Raw genomic sequence first — 14,955 nt, 5'->3', positions numbered from 1 at the left:
CGTTCTTGTCGCGCTATTCGATCGCCCGCGCGGCGTCCCACAGCGGCTGCGCGCCGCGCGCCGCATTCCACGCGGCGAACCGCGTGCGCCACGATTCGAACGGCTCGGCCAGCGGATGGCGCGGATCGTCGCTGAGCGAATACGCCATCCCTTCGATCAGCCAGCGCGGTTTGGTCAGGACGGCCAGGTTGCCGAGTACTTCGGCCTGCCGGTGGTGGATCAGCTCGTGCGCGAGAAAGTACGTCTGCCAGCCGCGCGGCGCGATCACCACGCCGAAATCGCCGAGCGTCAGCGCCGCGCGCATGCCGAGGCCGAACGCATCGGCGCACGTGCGGGTCGCGCAGAACACGACGCGCGGTGCGGCGCGGAACGCGCCGACGGTCGCCGCCGCGCGCGCGTAGCCGTCGTGATAGAGCTGCCGCGCCTCGCCGAGCCTCGCGACATCGTCCGTGCAGATGTCGGTGCTCGGGCACGACACGCCGGGGATCAGCGCGGGCGCGACGACGCGCAGCGGCTTGACGAGCGCATACGCGGCGATCGGCAGCGCGACGAGCAGGCCCGTGAGGGCGAAAGCGGCGTGGGAGCGTTTCATCGAGGCGGCGGTTTCGTGACGTGTGGTGGGCGTCTTGCTGCGTGCACGCGACTATATCGGACCGGGGGCCGCGCGCGGTGGCGCTTTTCTCACAGGCCACACCCGTCACGCGACGCGCGCCCGCATCGGCGACACCGGCTCCGCCACGGCACCGGCGTGCGGCGGCGCCACCCGGCAGCGAGCCACGCAGGCGCGATCGGCGCAACGACACCGGCCGCACGCATGGCGAACAACGGCGCCGGCGCGGCCGGATGCATGACGATGGCCGTTACGCGAGCTGCTTGTGGAAATACGTCGTCGCGCACGGCGCGCCGTCGGGCATCAACGCATAGTTCGGCACGACGCCGACGCGCTGCCAGCCGGCCCGCTCGTACAGCCGCTCGGCGTCGCCTCCCGTCACCGTGTCGAGCACGAGCACGGTCTTGCCGGCGTCGCGCGCGGCCGCGTCGGCCGCCGCCATCAGTCGCGCGGCGACGCCCTGCCGGCGCGCATGCCGCGACACGAGCATCTTCGCGATGTCCGCGCGATGCGGCTGGTTCTCGGGCTGCGCGGTCACGATCTGCACGGTGCCGACGATCCGGCCGGACGCATCCTCGGCGACGAGCAGGATGCGCTCGTCGCTCGCGACGCCCTCGGCCACACGCGTCCAGAACGCGACGGCGGTCGCCCGCTCGATCGGCAACATGAAGCTGACGGACGCGCCGCCTTCGACGCAATCGATCAGCACGTCGGCCAGCGCATCGACACAGGCCATCGCTTCGCTTGCGCCGACGCGGCGAACGGTAACGGGTTCGGTCATGCCCTCTCCGGTAGTCAGGTGGGCCGCACGCGCGGGTTCGGCATGGGCCGGAATCGGAACGGACGCCGGCCGGGCGTCGCGGCACGCGCGACGACGGCAGGCGTCAGGCAACGCGGCGCCCGGTCGGCGCGCGTTACCGCCCCATCATCGTACGCGACGAAAATTGTCGTTGCACCGATGGCCACATCGCCTACACTTAGCCAAATGGATAACTTTCAACCCGGCATCAGCGACGTGTTCCATGCCCTTGCCGATCCGACGCGCTGCGCGATCGTCGGCGCGCTCGGCCAGGGGGAGCGGACCGTCTCCGCGCTGGCCGCGCCGTTCGACATGGCGCTGCCGTCGTTCATGAAGCACCTCGCCGTGCTCGAGCGCAGCGGCCTCGTGGCGACCCGGAAGGCCGGCCGTTCGCGCACCTGCGCGCTGGTCGGCAGCCGGCTGACCGAGGCCGAGGCATGGCTCGCCGCGCAGCGCGCGCAGTGGGAAGCGCGATCCGATCGTCTCGTCGAATTCGTCGAACGCCGTCACCAGGAGGAGCAAGATGTCAGCCAGCCACGTCGAACCCGCTGAAGCCAATGATCTCGTCATCACGCGCACGTTGCGCGCGCCGCGCCACGCGCTGTGGCGCGCATGGACCGACCCGGCACTGCTGAAGGAATGGTGGTGCCCGAAACCATGGACCACCGAGGTACGCGCGTTCGACCTGCGGCCGGGCGGCGCCTTCCATACGTTCATGCGCGGCCCCGATGGCGGCACGAGCGACAACCCCGGCTGCTTCCTCGACATCGTGCCGGAATCGCGTATCGCGTTCACGTCGATGCTCGCGGGCGGCTGGCGGCCGCAGACGCCGTGGCTCGGCTTCACGGCGATCGTCACGATGGCCGACGACGACGCGGGCAGCCGCTACGAGGCGCGCGTGATGCACCCCGACGCCGCGACGCGCGAGCGCCACGAAGCGCTCGGCTTTTTCGAGGGCTGGAACACCTGCATCACGCAGCTCGACGCCTTTGCCGCCACGCTGCGCTGAACGCCGCTTCGCGTGCGGTCATTGCATGCCGCCGCGCCCGCGCCTAGGATTCCTGAAGGAAGCATGACGACACGCCGGGCGCCGGCGTGCACCGTCTCGCACGCTTCGCGGGAGGTGACATGTTGCACATGCACACGCATTCGACCCAGGTCAGCCGGCACCTGAACGCGCCGCGCGGGCGCGTCTATCGCGCGTTGCTCGACCCGCACGCGGTCGAGCAATGGAAAGTGCCCGACGGCATGACGTGCCGCGTACACGCGTACGACACACGGGAAGGCGGCGCGCTGCGCGTGTCGCTGAGCTACGACGCGCCGTCGGCCGGCACCGGCAAGACCACCGCGCGCACCGACACCTATCATGGCCGCTTCGTCACGCTGGTGCCCGACCAGCAGATCGTCGAGATCGACGTATTCGAAACCGACGACCCGATGCTGCGCGGCGCGATGACGATCACGATCACGCTGTCCGACGAAGCGGGCGGCACGCGCGTGGACGCCGTGCACGACGGCATACCGCCCGGCGTGCCGGCCGCCGACAACGAGACCGGCTGGCAGATGGCGCTGGCGAAGCTCGCGGCGCTGGTGGAAACCGCTTAGCGGTCGTTCATTCCGGTGACGAAAGGCGGTGCTGCGGCGCAAAACGCCGCCGCGTGCGACACTGCCGTGCAACCGACAACCGGATCCGCCCGAGGAGACTCCCGCGATGAACGCCCCGCGCACCGCCAGCTGGTATTTCGATTTCGTTTCGCCGTTCGCCTACCTGCAACAGGAACAGTTCGACCGGTTGCCGCCCGCCGCCGCGTTCGAGCCGCGGCCGATCGTGCTCGGTGCGCTGCTCACGCACTGGGGCCAGAAAGCGCCGGCGGAGATCGCGGCCAAACGCGTGTTCACCTATCGGCATGCGCAATACCGCGCGGACAAGCTCGGCATTGCGTTCCGGATGCCGCCCGCGCACCCGTTCAATCCGATCAAGCCGCTGCGCCTCGCGATCGCGATGGGCGGCTCACGCGACGCGATCCAGCGGATCTTCCGGCATATCTGGCGCGACGGCGAGGACGTGTCGACGCCGGCAGGTTTCGCCGCGCTGTGCGAAGCCGTCGGCTTCCCGGAAGGCGTGACGGCCGTCGAAGCCCAGCCGGTCAAGGATGCGCTGCGCGCGAACACGGATCGCGCGATCGCCGACGGCGTGTTCGGCGTGCCGACCTTCGTGCTCGACGGCGACCTGTTCTGGGGCGAGGACGCGACCGACATGTTCGTCGACTGCGCGACGTCGCGCGCGTGGCTCGATTCGCCTGAAGTGCGCCGCATCAGCGCGCTGCCCGAAGGGATCCGGCGGGGCTGACGGCGTACCGCCACCCGGGCCGCGTTGCTTCAGCCGTCGCGCCCTTCGACGAGCGCCGGCACGGCCTCGCGCATCATCGCGGCGAACCGCACGAGCCGCGACGGATAGAACTGCGCATGCGGATAAGTCAGGTAGACGGGCAGCGACGCGGCCTCCCATTCGGGGGCGAGGTGCACGAGATCGCCGCGCGCGAGATCGTCGGCGAGCATCCACGACGATCCGACGCACGCGCCGACGCCCAGCAGCGCCGCGCTGCGCAGCGCATACAGGTTCGCGGTCGTGATGCGCGGGCGGATCGCGATGCGCCGCGTGTCGCCGGTGGCCGCATGCGTCAGCGCGAGCTCGTTGCGGTAGTACGTGCGCAACGCGAGCCATGGCAGCGCGGCGAGCGCGTCCGGATCGGCCGGCACGTCGGCGCCGTTCAGTATGGACGGCGCGGCGACCACGAAACGCGGCACCTTCGTCAGCCGGATCGCGACCACGCCGGGATCGGTGGGCTCGCCGACCTGGATCGCGCAATCGATGCCGCTGCCGACGAAATCGCGCACCTCGTCCTGCAGCAGCCACTCGACCGACACGCGCGGATAGTCGCGCAGGAACTGCGCGAGCGGCGCAACGAAACGCTGCTGCCCGAACGCGTGCGGCACCGCGACGCGCAGCAGCCCGTCCGGCTCCTCCTGCGCGCCGCGCAAATCGGCCTCGAACGCCGCCCAGCTCGCCAGCAGCTCCTTCGCCTGCTTGAAGCACCGCTCGCCGTCGACGGTCAGCCGCATCGTATGGGTCGTGCGTTGCAGCAGCCGCATGCCGAGCGAACTTTCCAGCGCCTGCAGCCGGCGGCTGATCGTCGGCTGCGTGGTATGCAGCTGCACGGCGGCCGCCGACAGGCTGCCGGCCTCGACTATGCGCACGAAGGTTTCCATCAGCTCGAAGCGATAGCCCGCACCGTTCACCGGCACCGTCTGAACGCGCGGAGATCCGCCAGCAGCGCGAGAGGGAGGAGATTTTTCGGTCATTCGTGGAGCGTATAACAAATGTGCGCAAGGCGGCACTACCGTCGTCCGCCGAGTACCGCCACACTCGCGTCCAACCCCTTCTTCAACCGAGGATGTACGCGATGTCCACCCCGACCCGTCTCGACGCCGCGCCCCGCGTGGCGCATGCCCCGGCCCGCCCGGCTGCCCATTCGATGCCCGATCGCCGGCTCGTGCTGCTGCTCGCGGCCGCCGCCGGCCTCGGCGTCGCCCCGCTCTACTACGCGCAGCCGATGCTCGGCGCGCTCGCGCCCGATCTCGGCGCGTCGGCGCGGGCGATCGGCTTCGTGCCGACGCTCACGCAGCTCGGCTATGCGCTCGGCATCCTGCTGCTCGCGCCGCTCGGCGACCGCTTCGACCGGCGCCGCGTGATCGTGACGAAGGCCGCCGCGCTGGTCGTCGCGCTGCTGCTGGCCGCCGTCGCGCCGTCGCTCGGCCTGCTGCTCGCGGCGAGCTTCGCGATCGGCCTCGCCGCGACGATGGCGCAGGACGTCGTGCCGGCCGCCGCGACGCTCGCACACGACACGCATCGCGGCCGCATCGTCGGCACCGTGATGACGGGGTTGCTGCTCGGCATCCTGCTGTCGCGCGTCGTGGCCGGATTCATCGCCGAGACGGCCGGCTGGCGCGCGATGTTCGCGCTCGCGGCCGCCAGCGTCGCCGTGATCGGCGCCGTGGCCGCACGCGGGTTGCCGCGCTTCGAGCCGACCACGCGGCTGCCGTACCGTGCGCTGATCGGCTCGCTCGGCGCGCTGTGGCGCGAGCATTCGGCACTGCGCCGCGCCGCGCTCGCCCAGGGGCTGCTGGCCGTCGGGTTCAGCGCATTCTGGTCGACGCTCGCGGTGATGCTGCACGGCGCGCCGTTCCATCTCGGCAGCGCGGCAGCCGGCGCATTCGGCCTCGCGGGCGCCGCCGGCGCGCTGGCCGCGCCGATCGCCGGGCGTCTGGCCGACCATCACGGCCCCGAGCGCGTCACGCGTATCGGCATCGGGATCGCGACGGTGTCGTTCGCGTCGATGGCCGCCGCGCCGCTGATGTCGCCGCATGCGCAGCTCGTGCTGCTCGCGCTCGCGACGATCGGCTTCGATCTCGGCGTCCAGGCCACGCTGATCGCGCACCAATCGATCGTCTACCGGATCGATCCCGCGTCGCGCAGCCGTCTCAACGCGGTGCTGTTCGTCGGCATGTTCATCGGGATGGCGGCGGGCGCGGCAATCGGCAGTTCGTTGCTCGCGCAACTGGGCTGGAATGCGGTGACCGCGCTGGCCGTCGTGACGTCGCTGGCCGCGCTCGCCGTCCGGGTGTGGCGCAACTGAAGCCGCGCATCGCGTCACGCCGGCGGGCAGGCCGATGAGGCTTGCCCGCTTTTTTTATTTTTTTGATCGGCACACGCATGACGCCGCGCCGCCCGGCAGATTCGCGCCACTCCGGCACGGCAATCACTCATTCGGCGCAAGGTCCGCACCGTCCTGCCGAATTGTCCAGTCCAACAAAATATTTTTCCAGCGCGCGTGCATGGCCGCACGCAAACGTCGGACGATTCGACCCTGCCGCACCACACGGCGCTCGCCCATCCGGCCCCACCACACAGCCCCGGTTTATCAGGGGAATCCCGGTATTTTTTCGCATTTTCTTCGAAATAACGGGTGACATACTTGCCCCCCGTTGCGCTCCGTGCGAGCGCGCTTTTCGATCCAGCCGGCCGCCCGTCATGCGCTGCGCGTCCGCCCGGGTCGCACAGGACATGAACGATTTCGACACCACGATCCAGATCTTCCTCACCCACGTGACGTTCGGCCCGTTGATGAATCACGCGATCCGCGTGATCGCGGGCCTCTACACGTTCAAGGGCTTCGTGCTCGTTCCCGTGCTGTGCTGGCTGTGGTTCCAGCCCGGCCCGCATCGCGAACGGCAACGCGAACTGGTCGTCGCCACCGTCGCGAGCGGGCTCGTCGCGCTCGCCGTCGGCCGCGTGCTCGCGCAGGTGCTGCCGTTCCGCGTGCGGCCGATCTACAACCCCGACCTGCACCTGCACTTCCCGTCGGCCGGACTGCGCGCGGCGACCCTGCAGACATGGAGTTCGTTTCCGAGCGATCACGCGATGCTGTGGATGGCGATCGCGACCGGCATCTTCATCATCGCGCGCCGCGTCGGCGTCGTCGCACTGCTGTATTCGGTCGTATTCATCTGCCTGCCGCGCGCGTATCTCGGCTTTCACTACCCGACCGACCTGATCGCGGGCGCCGCGATCGGCATCGCGATCGCGTGGCTGCTGACGCGCGACGCGATCCGCTCGCGCTTCGCGCCGCAGGTGCTGGAGATGATCCGGCGCTTCCCCGCGCCGGCCTATACGCTCGCGTTCCTGCTGTGCTTCGAGTTGATCACGCAGTTCGACGAACTGCTGACGCTCGCGCAGTCGGCCACGCGCACGATGTGACGGGCAGGCGCGCGATGCTGCCGCTGCTGCTGTCGTTCCGTCGCCCCGGCGCGCGCTGCCGGCCCTGTGCGGCCGCGGCACGCCGTGCGACGGCCGCGCCCGTCAGTCGCGATCGGGCGCGCCGAGCGGAAAGAACGAACGATACGGCCGCGCCTCGTCGACCGCGCGCGCAAACGAAGGCCGCGCAAGCAGGCGCTTGCGGTACGCGATCACGTTCGCGAACGCCGGATCGATCCGGTGCGTCCAGTCCGCGTAGAACAGGAACGGCGCCGCGCCGCAATCGGCGAGGCTGAAATGATCGCCGGCCGCCCATTCGCGATCGGCCATCGTCTTGTCGAGCCACGCGTACGACGTATCGAGCATCGCGCGCGCGTCGGCCACCCCGCGCGCATCGCGCTCGGCTTCCGGCCGCAGCGCGTCGAACACGACCTTCTGCTGCGGCGTCGCCACGTAGTTGTCGAAGAAGCGGTCCATCGTCCGCACCTCGAGCGCGGCGCGCGGATCGTCGGGCAGCAGGCGCACGGGGCCCGGATGGGCCAGGCCGAGATACTCGATGATGATCGACGCCTCGATCACCGTGCGGCCCGCGTCGACGAGCACCGGGAAGCGCTTCAGCGGCCACAGCGCGGCCAGTTCCTGCATCGGCTTCGGATCGTCGTGCGCAAGCACGCGATAGTCGAACGGCGTGCCGTTCTCGTACAGCGCGGTCAGCACCTTCTGGCAGTAGGACGAAAAGGGATGGGCGTAAAGCGTCGGCATCATCGCGGGTCTCTCAGGGTTTCGGCGCCGCGTCAGGCGGCGCCACATGATCGGATACCTGGACGACGAACGGCGCCGGGCCGTTTCGACACCGGTCCGGATTTTTTTTCGAGGGAGCCGGCCTCGGCCGCTACGACCGGCCGTCCATCACGACGCGCCCTTCGGCGCGCCAGCGCAGCATCCCGCCGCCGAGATTCGCGACCGCATCGAAGCCGGCCTGCTTCAGGATCACCGTCGCCTGCGCGGAGCGCCCACCGGCCCGGCACACGGTCACGACCGGCCGGTCCCGCGCGATTTCGCCGGCGCGCGCGGCCAGTTCGCCGAGCGGAATCGGCGTCGCGCCGGGCAGATGACCGAGCGGGCCCGTGAATTCGTCCGGCTCGCGCACGTCGACGACCTGCACGGCCGGCAGATGATCCTCGAGCCATTGCGGATCGATTTCCCAGAAGCCGGCGAACGTATAGACGAGCGGCGCCCAGCCGGGTGCGGCCTGCGCATCGGGCGCGTTCGCGGCCACGCCGCACCGCAGGTTCGCCGGCACCGCGACGTCGATCTGGCGCGGATGCGCGAGCCCGAGATTGCGCATGTAGCCGGCGAAATCGTCTTCGCTGAGATCGCCGCCGAGGCGCGGGTTGAAGCGCCGCTCCTCGCCGACGCTCGTCACCGTGAGCCCGCGATAGTCGTGCGCCGGATACAGCAGGCACGCGGCCGGCAGCGTGAAGAGCCGGCCGTGCACCGCGCGATACAGCGCGCGCGGGTCGCCCTGCTGGAAGTCGGTGCGGCCGGTGCCGCGGATCAGCAGGCAATCGCCGGTGAACGCCATCGATTCGTCGTCGAGCACGAGGCTGATGCAGCCGTTCGTGTGGCCGGGCGTCGCGCGCACGGTCAGGTAGCGCGCGCCGAACGCGCAACGGTCGCCGTCGTTCAGGTAGCGGTCGGCGCCTTGCGCGCCGCTCGCCGCCGAGATCGCGATCGCGCTGCCCGTGTGCTGCTTCAGCAGCCACGCGCCCGTCACGTGATCGGCGTGCACGTGCGTGTCGACGGTCGCGACGAGCCGCAGCCCGAGTTCGTCGAGCAGCGCCGCGTCGCGGCGCACCTGCTCGAACACGGGATCGATCAGCAGCGCTTCGCGCGATGCGCCGTCGGCGAGCAGATACGTGTACGTCGACGACTGCGGGTCGAAAAGTTGCCGGAAGATCATTGCTTTATTGCTCCGTCGCGTGTTCTTCAGTGAGGTGTAGTCGGATCGGCACACTGCATGGCGTCGTCAGGGGCCTGCGCCGGCACGACGACATCGCCGCCGCGCGAGCGGCATCGCGCACATTCATACAGCGTAGATCAAAATGCCCGCGCCGCCGCGCCCCATGCGCGGCAACCGATTCCGACGACGAATCGCGCACCGCCGAACGACGTGCCGCGCCGGGACGGCAACGCACGCTGCCTTACACTACGGCCTGTTCTCGTCCCCGATCACAGGAATTGCTCCCGACATGTCGATGACGATCGATCCGAAGCAGGCCGCCGCGCTGCTGGCCGTCGCCGACACCGGCAGCTTCGAGCAGGCGGCCGTGCGCCTGCACGTGACGGCGTCCGCCGTCACGCAGCGGGTCCGCGCGCTGGAAGCGAGCCTCGGCACGCCGCTCGTGCTGCGCACGCGGCCGTGCCGCCCGACGGTGGCCGGGCAGCGCGTGCTGCAGCATCTGCGCCGCGTCGCGCTGCTGCAGGCCGACCTCCACAGCACGCTCGCTGCCGAGCGCGAATCGCCGATCTCCGTGACGATCGCGCTGAACGCCGACAGCCTCGGCACGTGGTTCCTGCCCGCGCTGACGTCGGTGCTCGCGGGCGAGCGGATCCTGTTCGAGCTGATCGTCGAGGATCAGGACCACACGTTCGCGCTGCTCGAAAGCGGGATGGCGGTCGGCTGCGTGACGACCGAGCCGAAGCCGATGCGCGGCTGCCTCGCGACGCCGCTCGGCACGATGCGCTACCGGCTGCTCGCGGCCGCCGCGTTCGCGGTGCGCTGGTTTCCACGCGGGCTGAACCGTACGAGTGCGCGCCACGCGCCCGTCGTCGCGTATTCGCGGCGCGACACGCTGCAATCGTCGTTTCTGAAGGAGAAGTTCGGGTTGCCCGAAGGCGCGTATCCATGCCACTACGTGCCGGGCACCCATTCGCACTTCGCGGCGGTACGGCACGGGCTCGGCTACGCGATGGTGCCGGAGCCGCTGATCGGCGCCGCGCCGCTCGATGCGCAGGGGCTCGTCGATCTCGCGCCCGCGCATCCGACCGACGTCACGCTGTACTGGCACGCGTGGACCGTGCAGTCGCCGACGATGGCGTCGCTGTCCGCGCGGGTGGTCGAAGCGGCGCGCCGGCTGCTCGCGCCGTTGCCGTGACGCGCTGGCCGGCGCGCGGGCGATCGACACGGCCGTCGCGGTGCGCACTGCGACGAGAAAAGTCGGCCGCGCCGCCTATACTTTTTCCATCGGCCTCGCGAACGCGCCGCGCGGCCGATCATCCAGGTCCGGCCGTTCCCTTTCATGTGAGGAGAACATCATGTCCCGCCGCTATATCGATTGCCGCGAGTTTCCCAGCGCGATGCATTGCTCGGTCGCCATTTCGGCCGACTCCGACAACGAACTGCTCGAGGCCGCCGTGCAACATGCGGTCTCGGTACACCAGCACACCGACAGCGCCGAACTGCGCACGCAACTGAAATCGCTGTTCCACGACGGCACGCCGCCCGTCGACACGCCGTCGCAAGCGTAATCCGCCCGCGCGGCAACGATCGACCGCCTACATGCCGCGTCGTCCCTCGGGGTTTTGCGTCATGCCACGTCGCGCCGGCCCGTCGCCGGCCGGCGCATTCCGCCTCACGCGCGACGCTGCGCGAAATACGCGCCGACCGCGTCGATGAACGTGTCGATGTCCGCGCGCGACACGTCGCAGTGCGTGACGAAGCGCGACGCATACAGCATCTGCGTGAGGATGCCGCGTTCCTTGAGCCACGCCTCGAGCGGCGCGCAATCCGCTTCGGGGAATTGCGCGAACACCATGTTCGTCGCATGCGACAGCACCTTCACCGAATCGATGCGCGCGAGGCCGGCCGCGAGATGCGCGGCATTTGCGTGATCGTCCGCGAGCCGCTCGACGTTGTGATCGAGCGCATACAGGCACGCCGCCGCGAGAATGCCCGACTGCCGCATCCCGCCGCCCAGCACCTTGCGCCAGCGCTGGGCGCGCTCGATCAGCGCACGGCTGCCGACCAGCACCGAGCCGACCGGCGCACCGAGCCCTTTCGAGAAGCAGATCGACACGGTGTCGAACCGCGCGCACAGCTCGGCGATCGGGCGCCCCGACGCGACGGCCGCGTTGCACACGCGCGCGCCGTCGAGGTGCGTCGACAAGCCGCGGCCGCGCGCGAACGCGACGGCTTCCTGCACATAGCCTTCCGGCAACACCTGGCCGCCGATCGTGTTTTCGAGCGCGAGCAGGCGCGTGCGGGCAAAGTGATTGTCGAGCGGCTTGATCGCCGCGGCGATCTTCGCGAGCGGCAGCGTGCCGTCCGGCGCGTTCTCGATCGGTTGCGGCTGGATGCTCCCGAGCACGGCCGCGCCGCCGCCTTCGTACTTGTAGGTGTGTGCGAGCTGGCCGACGATGTACTCGTCGCCGCGCTCGCAATGCGACATCAGCGCGGCCAGGTTGCTCTGCGTGCCGCTCGGGAAGAACAGGCCGGCTTCCTTGCCGGCCCGCTCGGCCGTCACCGCCTGCAGGCGCAGGACGGTCGGGTCGTCGCCCCAGACGTCGTCGCCGGTTTCGGCGGCGGTCATTGCGGCCAGCATCGCCTGGCTCGGACGTGTCACGGTATCGCTGCGTAAATCGATCATCGCTGTGCCCTGGGTAAACGCGAGCCGGAACCGATGCGCCCGGCCCTGCCGAAACGAAGCTGAGAGTGTACGCAATTCGCGCGGCGCCTGCCGGCCGCCGCCGCGCGCGCCGATTCCGGACGCGCGACGTCGTTCCGATGACGCGACGCGCCATATTGCCGCACGTGCGTCAGACCGCCACGCCGCGGCCGCACGCGCGGCGAACGGCCTTCTTGATACGAATCAAAGATTTACCGCGAAACCGGGCGCGACGGGCTGGACATCTGCGACGAGTTGGCGCATTTCGCGGTGCAACATCGCGGCCCATACTCCAGCCAACCCCGACGCCAGTCCGCCGGGGTCCGTCGGCACCCGCCGGCGGGTATCGTCAAGCCTCGGTCAACTGGTATGGACACCGCATTTTCGGCCCTCGATCTGGCCCGCCTGCAATTCGCGTTCACCGTCTCCTTTCACATCGTCTTCCCGGCACTGAGCATCGGCCTCGCCAGCTTCATCGCCGTGCTCGAATACCGCTGGCTCAAGACCGGCAAGCAGTACTACAAAGCCCTCTGCCTGTTCTGGTCGAAGATCTTCGCGGTCGCGTTCGGGATGGGCGTCGTGTCCGGCGTCGTGATGAGCTATCAGTTCGGCACCAACTGGTCGGGCTTCTCGAGCTTCGCCGGCGCCGTCACCGGCCCGCTGCTGATGTACGAGGTCATGACCGCGTTCTTCCTCGAGGCCGGCTTCCTCGGCATCATGCTGTTCGGCTGGAATCGCGTGAGCCCGCGCGCGCACTTCGGCGCGACGCTGATGGTCGCGATCGGCACGCTGATCTCGACGTTCTGGATCCTCGCGTCGAACAGCTGGATGCAGACGCCGCAGGGCTTCGAGATCGTCGACGGCCGCGTCGTGCCGACCGACTGGTTCGCGATCATCTTCAACCCGTCGTTCCCGTACCGCCTGTTCCACATGGCGATCGCCGCGTTCATCGTCGCCGCGCTGGTGGTGGCCGCGACGGGCGCGTGGCACCTGCTGAAGGGCCGCCGCGACAAGGGCGTGAAGAAGATGTTCTCGATGGCGCTGTGGCTGCTGCTGGTGCTCGCGCCGCTGCAGGCCGTGATCGGCGACCAGCACGGCATCAACACGCTGAAGCATCAGCCCGCGAAGATCGCCGCGATCGAGGGGCTGTGGGAAACCGAGAAGGGCGGCACCGCGCTCAACCTGTTCGGCATTCCGGACATGAAGGCCGAAACGACCCGCTACGCGGTGAAGGTGCCGCACCTGGGCAGCCTGATCCTCACGCACAGCTGGGACGGCGAGATCCGCGGGCTGAAGGATTTCCCGCCGCAAGACCGCCCGAATTCGACGGTCGTGTTCTGGAGCTTCCGGATCATGGTCGGCCTCGGCTTCGCGATGATCGGCCTCGCCGCGCTCGCGTGGCTGCTGCGCCGCCGCGGCCGCCTGTATGAATCGAAGTGGTTCCAGCGCTTCGCGCTCGTGATGGGCCCGACCGGGTTCGTGTCGCTGCTCGCGGGCTGGGTGACGACCGAAGCCGGCCGCCAGCCGTGGGTCGTGTATGGCGTGATGCGCACCGCGCAGGCCGTGTCGCCGCTGTCGGTGCAGCAGGTGAGCCTGTCGATGATGACGTTCGTGATCGTGTACTTCCTCGTGTTCGGCACCGGCGTGTACTACATGCTGAAGCTGATGAAGGCCGGCCCGGCGCTGCCCGACGTCAAGCACGACGCGAAACACGACCTGCCCGATACGCGCCCCGATCACACCGCGCGCCGCCCGATGTCGGCCGTCGACGAGCTGATCGAGACCGTCTGAGCCCATCCCATTCGCATACGAGAAAACCTATGGACGTCACCGTAATCTGGGCCGCGATCATCGCATTGGGGCTCTTCATGTACGTCGTGCTCGACGGCTTCGACCTCGGCATCGGCATCGTCTTCCCGTTCTTCCCGGACGAGAAGGAACGCGACCTGATGATGAACACCGTCGCGCCCGTATGGGACGGCAACGAGACGTGGCTCGTGCTCGGCGGCGCCGGGCTGTTCGCGGTGTTTCCGATCGTCTATTCGACGGTGCTGTCGGCGCTGTATCTGCCGCTGATCTTCATGCTGGTGTGCCTGATCTTCCGCGGCGTGTCGTTCGAGATCCGCGCGAAGGCGCGACGCACGAAGCAGCTGTGGGATCTCGCGTTCATCGGCGGCTCGGCCGGCGCGACGCTGTTTCAGGGCATCGCGCTCGGCGCGTTCCTGCAGGGCATCGACGTGAAGGACGGCGTGTACGCCGGCGGCGCGTTCGACTGGCTCACGCCGTTCAGCCTGCTGACGGGCCTCGGCCTGATCGTCACGTACGCGCTGCTCGGCTGCTGCTGGCTCGTCGCGAAGACCGAAGGCGACCTGCAGCGCCGCCTGCATCGCGTCGTGTGGCCGCTGACCGTCGTGCTGCTCGGCTTCATCGCGGTCGTCAGCCTGTGGACGCCGCTGCAGGATCCGGCCATCGCGCAGCGCTGGTTCGATTCGGGGCTGTTCTGGCGTCTGCTGCCGGTGCCGTTCCTGGTGGCCGCGTGCGCGGTGTGGATGCGCCGCGCGGTGCGCGGCCGGCACGACATGACGCCGTTCGTGCTCGCGCTGGCGCTGGTGCTGCTCGGCTACGTCGGCCTGCTCGTCACGCTGTTCCCGTACGCGATTCCGCAGACGATGACGATCTGGGAAGCGGCGGCGCCGCGTTCGAGCCAGACCTTCACGCTGGTCGGCGCAGCGGTTATCCTCCCGATCATCATCGCCTACACGACGATGGGTTACTGGGTATTCCGAGGCAAGGTGCGCCATGAAGACCAGCATTACTACCACCACTGATTCCACTGCCGGCCAGCCCGGCGCGCCGCGGCCGCGGATGCGCGGCTGGATGTGGTTCGTCGTTCTGTGGGCGGGCGGCGTGATCGGCGCCGTCACGCTCGGCTATGCGTTCAAGATCTTCATGAACCTGACGCTGTTTGCGGTGAAGTAGGCCGGAGCGGCCGCCCGGTCGAACGATGGTCGGGGCGGCCGTTTTGTCGTTGACGCCCGATTCCGGCAGGCTCGCAACCACGGAT

Annotated in this window: 17 protein-coding genes; 11 read left to right on the top strand and 6 right to left on the bottom strand. The window is 69.3% G+C overall.

The features are described 5' to 3' along the window. Positions 1-13: 13 nt before the first annotated feature. A complete protein-coding gene (locus QZM15_RS10400) occupies positions 14-592 on the bottom strand; it encodes a hypothetical protein (RefSeq protein WP_302106320.1) in 579 nt (192 codons plus the stop codon). A 268-nt stretch (positions 593-860) separates the two neighbouring features. Further along, positions 861-1,391, bottom strand: a complete 531-nt coding sequence (locus tag QZM15_RS10395) for a GNAT family N-acetyltransferase (RefSeq protein ID WP_059581874.1) — start codon at positions 1,389-1,391, stop codon at positions 861-863. A 204-nt stretch (positions 1,392-1,595) separates the two neighbouring features. On the opposite strand from QZM15_RS10395, the gene QZM15_RS10390 reads away from it, so the two are divergent. The 4 genes from QZM15_RS10390 (at position 1,596) to QZM15_RS10375 (ending at position 3,759) form a co-directional block, all read left to right on the top strand. Continuing rightward, complete coding sequence (locus QZM15_RS10390; RefSeq protein WP_059641423.1) at positions 1,596-1,961, top strand: helix-turn-helix transcriptional regulator; 366 nt, start codon at positions 1,596-1,598, stop codon at positions 1,959-1,961. Next, positions 1,933-2,418, top strand: a complete 486-nt coding sequence (locus QZM15_RS10385; protein WP_059581869.1) for an SRPBCC family protein — start codon at positions 1,933-1,935, stop codon at positions 2,416-2,418. The genes QZM15_RS10390 and QZM15_RS10385 overlap by 29 nt, the downstream gene beginning before the upstream one ends. A gap of 119 nt (positions 2,419-2,537) precedes the next feature. Beyond that, the gene (locus QZM15_RS10380) at positions 2,538-3,014 is read left to right on the top strand and encodes an SRPBCC family protein (protein ID WP_302106319.1); all 477 of its coding nucleotides are present in this window, start codon (positions 2,538-2,540) and stop codon (positions 3,012-3,014) included. Positions 3,015-3,120: 106 nt separating this feature from the next. Then, positions 3,121-3,759: a 2-hydroxychromene-2-carboxylate isomerase gene (locus QZM15_RS10375; protein WP_060968247.1), complete on the top strand. Its 639-nt coding sequence runs from the start codon at positions 3,121-3,123 to the stop codon at positions 3,757-3,759. A gap of 29 nt (positions 3,760-3,788) precedes the next feature. Here QZM15_RS10375 and QZM15_RS10370 read toward each other — a convergent pair whose 3' ends face one another. After that, positions 3,789-4,772, bottom strand: a complete 984-nt coding sequence (locus QZM15_RS10370; RefSeq protein WP_059581861.1) for a LysR family transcriptional regulator — start codon at positions 4,770-4,772, stop codon at positions 3,789-3,791. A gap of 101 nt (positions 4,773-4,873) precedes the next feature. On the opposite strand from QZM15_RS10370, the gene QZM15_RS10365 reads away from it, so the two are divergent. Both QZM15_RS10365 and QZM15_RS10360 read left to right on the top strand, forming a co-directional pair. After that, positions 4,874-6,106 carry an MFS transporter gene (locus tag QZM15_RS10365; RefSeq protein ID WP_059582200.1) on the top strand — a complete coding sequence of 411 codons (1,233 nt, stop codon included), beginning with the start codon at positions 4,874-4,876 and terminating at the stop codon, positions 6,104-6,106. A 428-nt stretch (positions 6,107-6,534) separates the two neighbouring features. Beyond that, complete coding sequence (locus tag QZM15_RS10360; RefSeq protein ID WP_124860215.1) at positions 6,535-7,227, top strand: phosphatase PAP2 family protein; 693 nt, start codon at positions 6,535-6,537, stop codon at positions 7,225-7,227. Between the two features lie 102 nt (positions 7,228-7,329). On the opposite strand, the gene QZM15_RS10355 is transcribed toward QZM15_RS10360, so the two are convergent. Further along, positions 7,330-7,989 carry a glutathione S-transferase family protein gene (locus tag QZM15_RS10355; protein WP_059641414.1) on the bottom strand — a complete coding sequence of 220 codons (660 nt, stop codon included), beginning with the start codon at positions 7,987-7,989 and terminating at the stop codon, positions 7,330-7,332. A 127-nt stretch (positions 7,990-8,116) separates the two neighbouring features. Beyond that, positions 8,117-9,187, bottom strand: a complete 1,071-nt coding sequence (locus QZM15_RS10350) for a rhodanese-like domain-containing protein (protein ID WP_060011231.1) — start codon at positions 9,185-9,187, stop codon at positions 8,117-8,119. A gap of 289 nt (positions 9,188-9,476) precedes the next feature. Here QZM15_RS10350 and QZM15_RS10345 point away from each other — a divergent pair, with 289 nt between their 5' ends. Next, the gene (locus QZM15_RS10345) at positions 9,477-10,382 is read left to right on the top strand and encodes an HTH-type transcriptional regulator ArgP (RefSeq protein ID WP_124860213.1); all 906 of its coding nucleotides are present in this window, start codon (positions 9,477-9,479) and stop codon (positions 10,380-10,382) included. A gap of 160 nt (positions 10,383-10,542) precedes the next feature. Continuing rightward, positions 10,543-10,755, top strand: a complete 213-nt coding sequence (locus tag QZM15_RS10340) for a DUF1059 domain-containing protein (RefSeq protein WP_059581851.1) — start codon at positions 10,543-10,545, stop codon at positions 10,753-10,755. A gap of 104 nt (positions 10,756-10,859) precedes the next feature. On the opposite strand, the gene ltaE is transcribed toward QZM15_RS10340, so the two are convergent. Next, positions 10,860-11,873, bottom strand: a complete 1,014-nt coding sequence (gene ltaE, locus QZM15_RS10335) for a low-specificity L-threonine aldolase (protein WP_302106318.1) — start codon at positions 11,871-11,873, stop codon at positions 10,860-10,862. 387 nt (positions 11,874-12,260) lie between these two features. Here ltaE and QZM15_RS10330 point away from each other — a divergent pair, with 387 nt between their 5' ends. Genes QZM15_RS10330 through QZM15_RS10320 form a run of 3 tightly spaced genes read left to right on the top strand, consistent with a single transcriptional unit; the run spans position 12,261 to position 14,870 of the window. Beyond that, positions 12,261-13,682 (top strand): cytochrome ubiquinol oxidase subunit I, encoded by a 1,422-nt coding sequence (locus tag QZM15_RS10330; RefSeq protein ID WP_099318038.1) that lies wholly within the window; start codon positions 12,261-12,263, stop codon positions 13,680-13,682. Positions 13,683-13,711: 29 nt separating this feature from the next. Continuing rightward, on the top strand, positions 13,712-14,719 hold the full coding sequence (gene cydB / locus QZM15_RS10325; protein ID WP_060317393.1) for a cytochrome d ubiquinol oxidase subunit II: 1,008 nt from the start codon (positions 13,712-13,714) through the stop codon (positions 14,717-14,719). Then, a complete protein-coding gene (locus QZM15_RS10320) occupies positions 14,691-14,870 on the top strand; it encodes a hypothetical protein (protein WP_050012191.1) in 180 nt (59 codons plus the stop codon). The genes cydB and QZM15_RS10320 overlap by 29 nt, the downstream gene beginning before the upstream one ends. Positions 14,871-14,955 lie beyond the last annotated feature (85 nt).

This window comes from Burkholderia sp. AU44665 (assembly GCF_030504405.1).
Taxonomy (GTDB): Bacteria; Pseudomonadota; Gammaproteobacteria; order Burkholderiales; family Burkholderiaceae; genus Burkholderia; species Burkholderia semiarida.
The sequence above is the reverse complement of the archived record's forward strand: the minus strand, read 5'-3'. Positions and strand labels throughout refer to the sequence as shown.

Bases quoted from the DNA above. Each gene is read 5' to 3' on its own strand.
- QZM15_RS10385 (WP_059581869.1), top strand. From the start codon at position 1,933: ATGTCAGCCAGCCACGTCGAACCCGCTGAAGCCAATGATCTCGTCATC.
- cydB (WP_060317393.1), top strand. From the start codon at position 13,712: ATGGACGTCACCGTAATCTGGGCCGCGATCATCGCATTGGGGCTCTTC.
- QZM15_RS10355 (WP_059641414.1), bottom strand. From the start codon at position 7,989: ATGATGCCGACGCTTTACGCCCATCCCTTTTCGTCCTACTGCCAGAAG.
- QZM15_RS10320 (WP_050012191.1), top strand. From the start codon at position 14,691: ATGAAGACCAGCATTACTACCACCACTGATTCCACTGCCGGCCAGCCC.
- QZM15_RS10375 (WP_060968247.1), top strand. From the start codon at position 3,121: ATGAACGCCCCGCGCACCGCCAGCTGGTATTTCGATTTCGTTTCGCCG.
- QZM15_RS10390 (WP_059641423.1), top strand. From the start codon at position 1,596: ATGGATAACTTTCAACCCGGCATCAGCGACGTGTTCCATGCCCTTGCC.
- QZM15_RS10360 (WP_124860215.1), top strand. From the start codon at position 6,535: ATGAACGATTTCGACACCACGATCCAGATCTTCCTCACCCACGTGACG.
- QZM15_RS10340 (WP_059581851.1), top strand. From the start codon at position 10,543: ATGTCCCGCCGCTATATCGATTGCCGCGAGTTTCCCAGCGCGATGCAT.
- ltaE (WP_302106318.1), bottom strand. From the start codon at position 11,873: ATGATCGATTTACGCAGCGATACCGTGACACGTCCGAGCCAGGCGATG.
- QZM15_RS10330 (WP_099318038.1), top strand. From the start codon at position 12,261: ATGGACACCGCATTTTCGGCCCTCGATCTGGCCCGCCTGCAATTCGCG.
- QZM15_RS10350 (WP_060011231.1), bottom strand. From the start codon at position 9,187: ATGATCTTCCGGCAACTTTTCGACCCGCAGTCGTCGACGTACACGTAT.
- QZM15_RS10345 (WP_124860213.1), top strand. From the start codon at position 9,477: ATGTCGATGACGATCGATCCGAAGCAGGCCGCCGCGCTGCTGGCCGTC.
- QZM15_RS10365 (WP_059582200.1), top strand. From the start codon at position 4,874: ATGTCCACCCCGACCCGTCTCGACGCCGCGCCCCGCGTGGCGCATGCC.
- QZM15_RS10380 (WP_302106319.1), top strand. From the start codon at position 2,538: ATGTTGCACATGCACACGCATTCGACCCAGGTCAGCCGGCACCTGAAC.
- QZM15_RS10400 (WP_302106320.1), bottom strand. From the start codon at position 592: ATGAAACGCTCCCACGCCGCTTTCGCCCTCACGGGCCTGCTCGTCGCG.
- QZM15_RS10370 (WP_059581861.1), bottom strand. From the start codon at position 4,772: ATGACCGAAAAATCTCCTCCCTCTCGCGCTGCTGGCGGATCTCCGCGC.
- QZM15_RS10395 (WP_059581874.1), bottom strand. From the start codon at position 1,391: ATGACCGAACCCGTTACCGTTCGCCGCGTCGGCGCAAGCGAAGCGATG.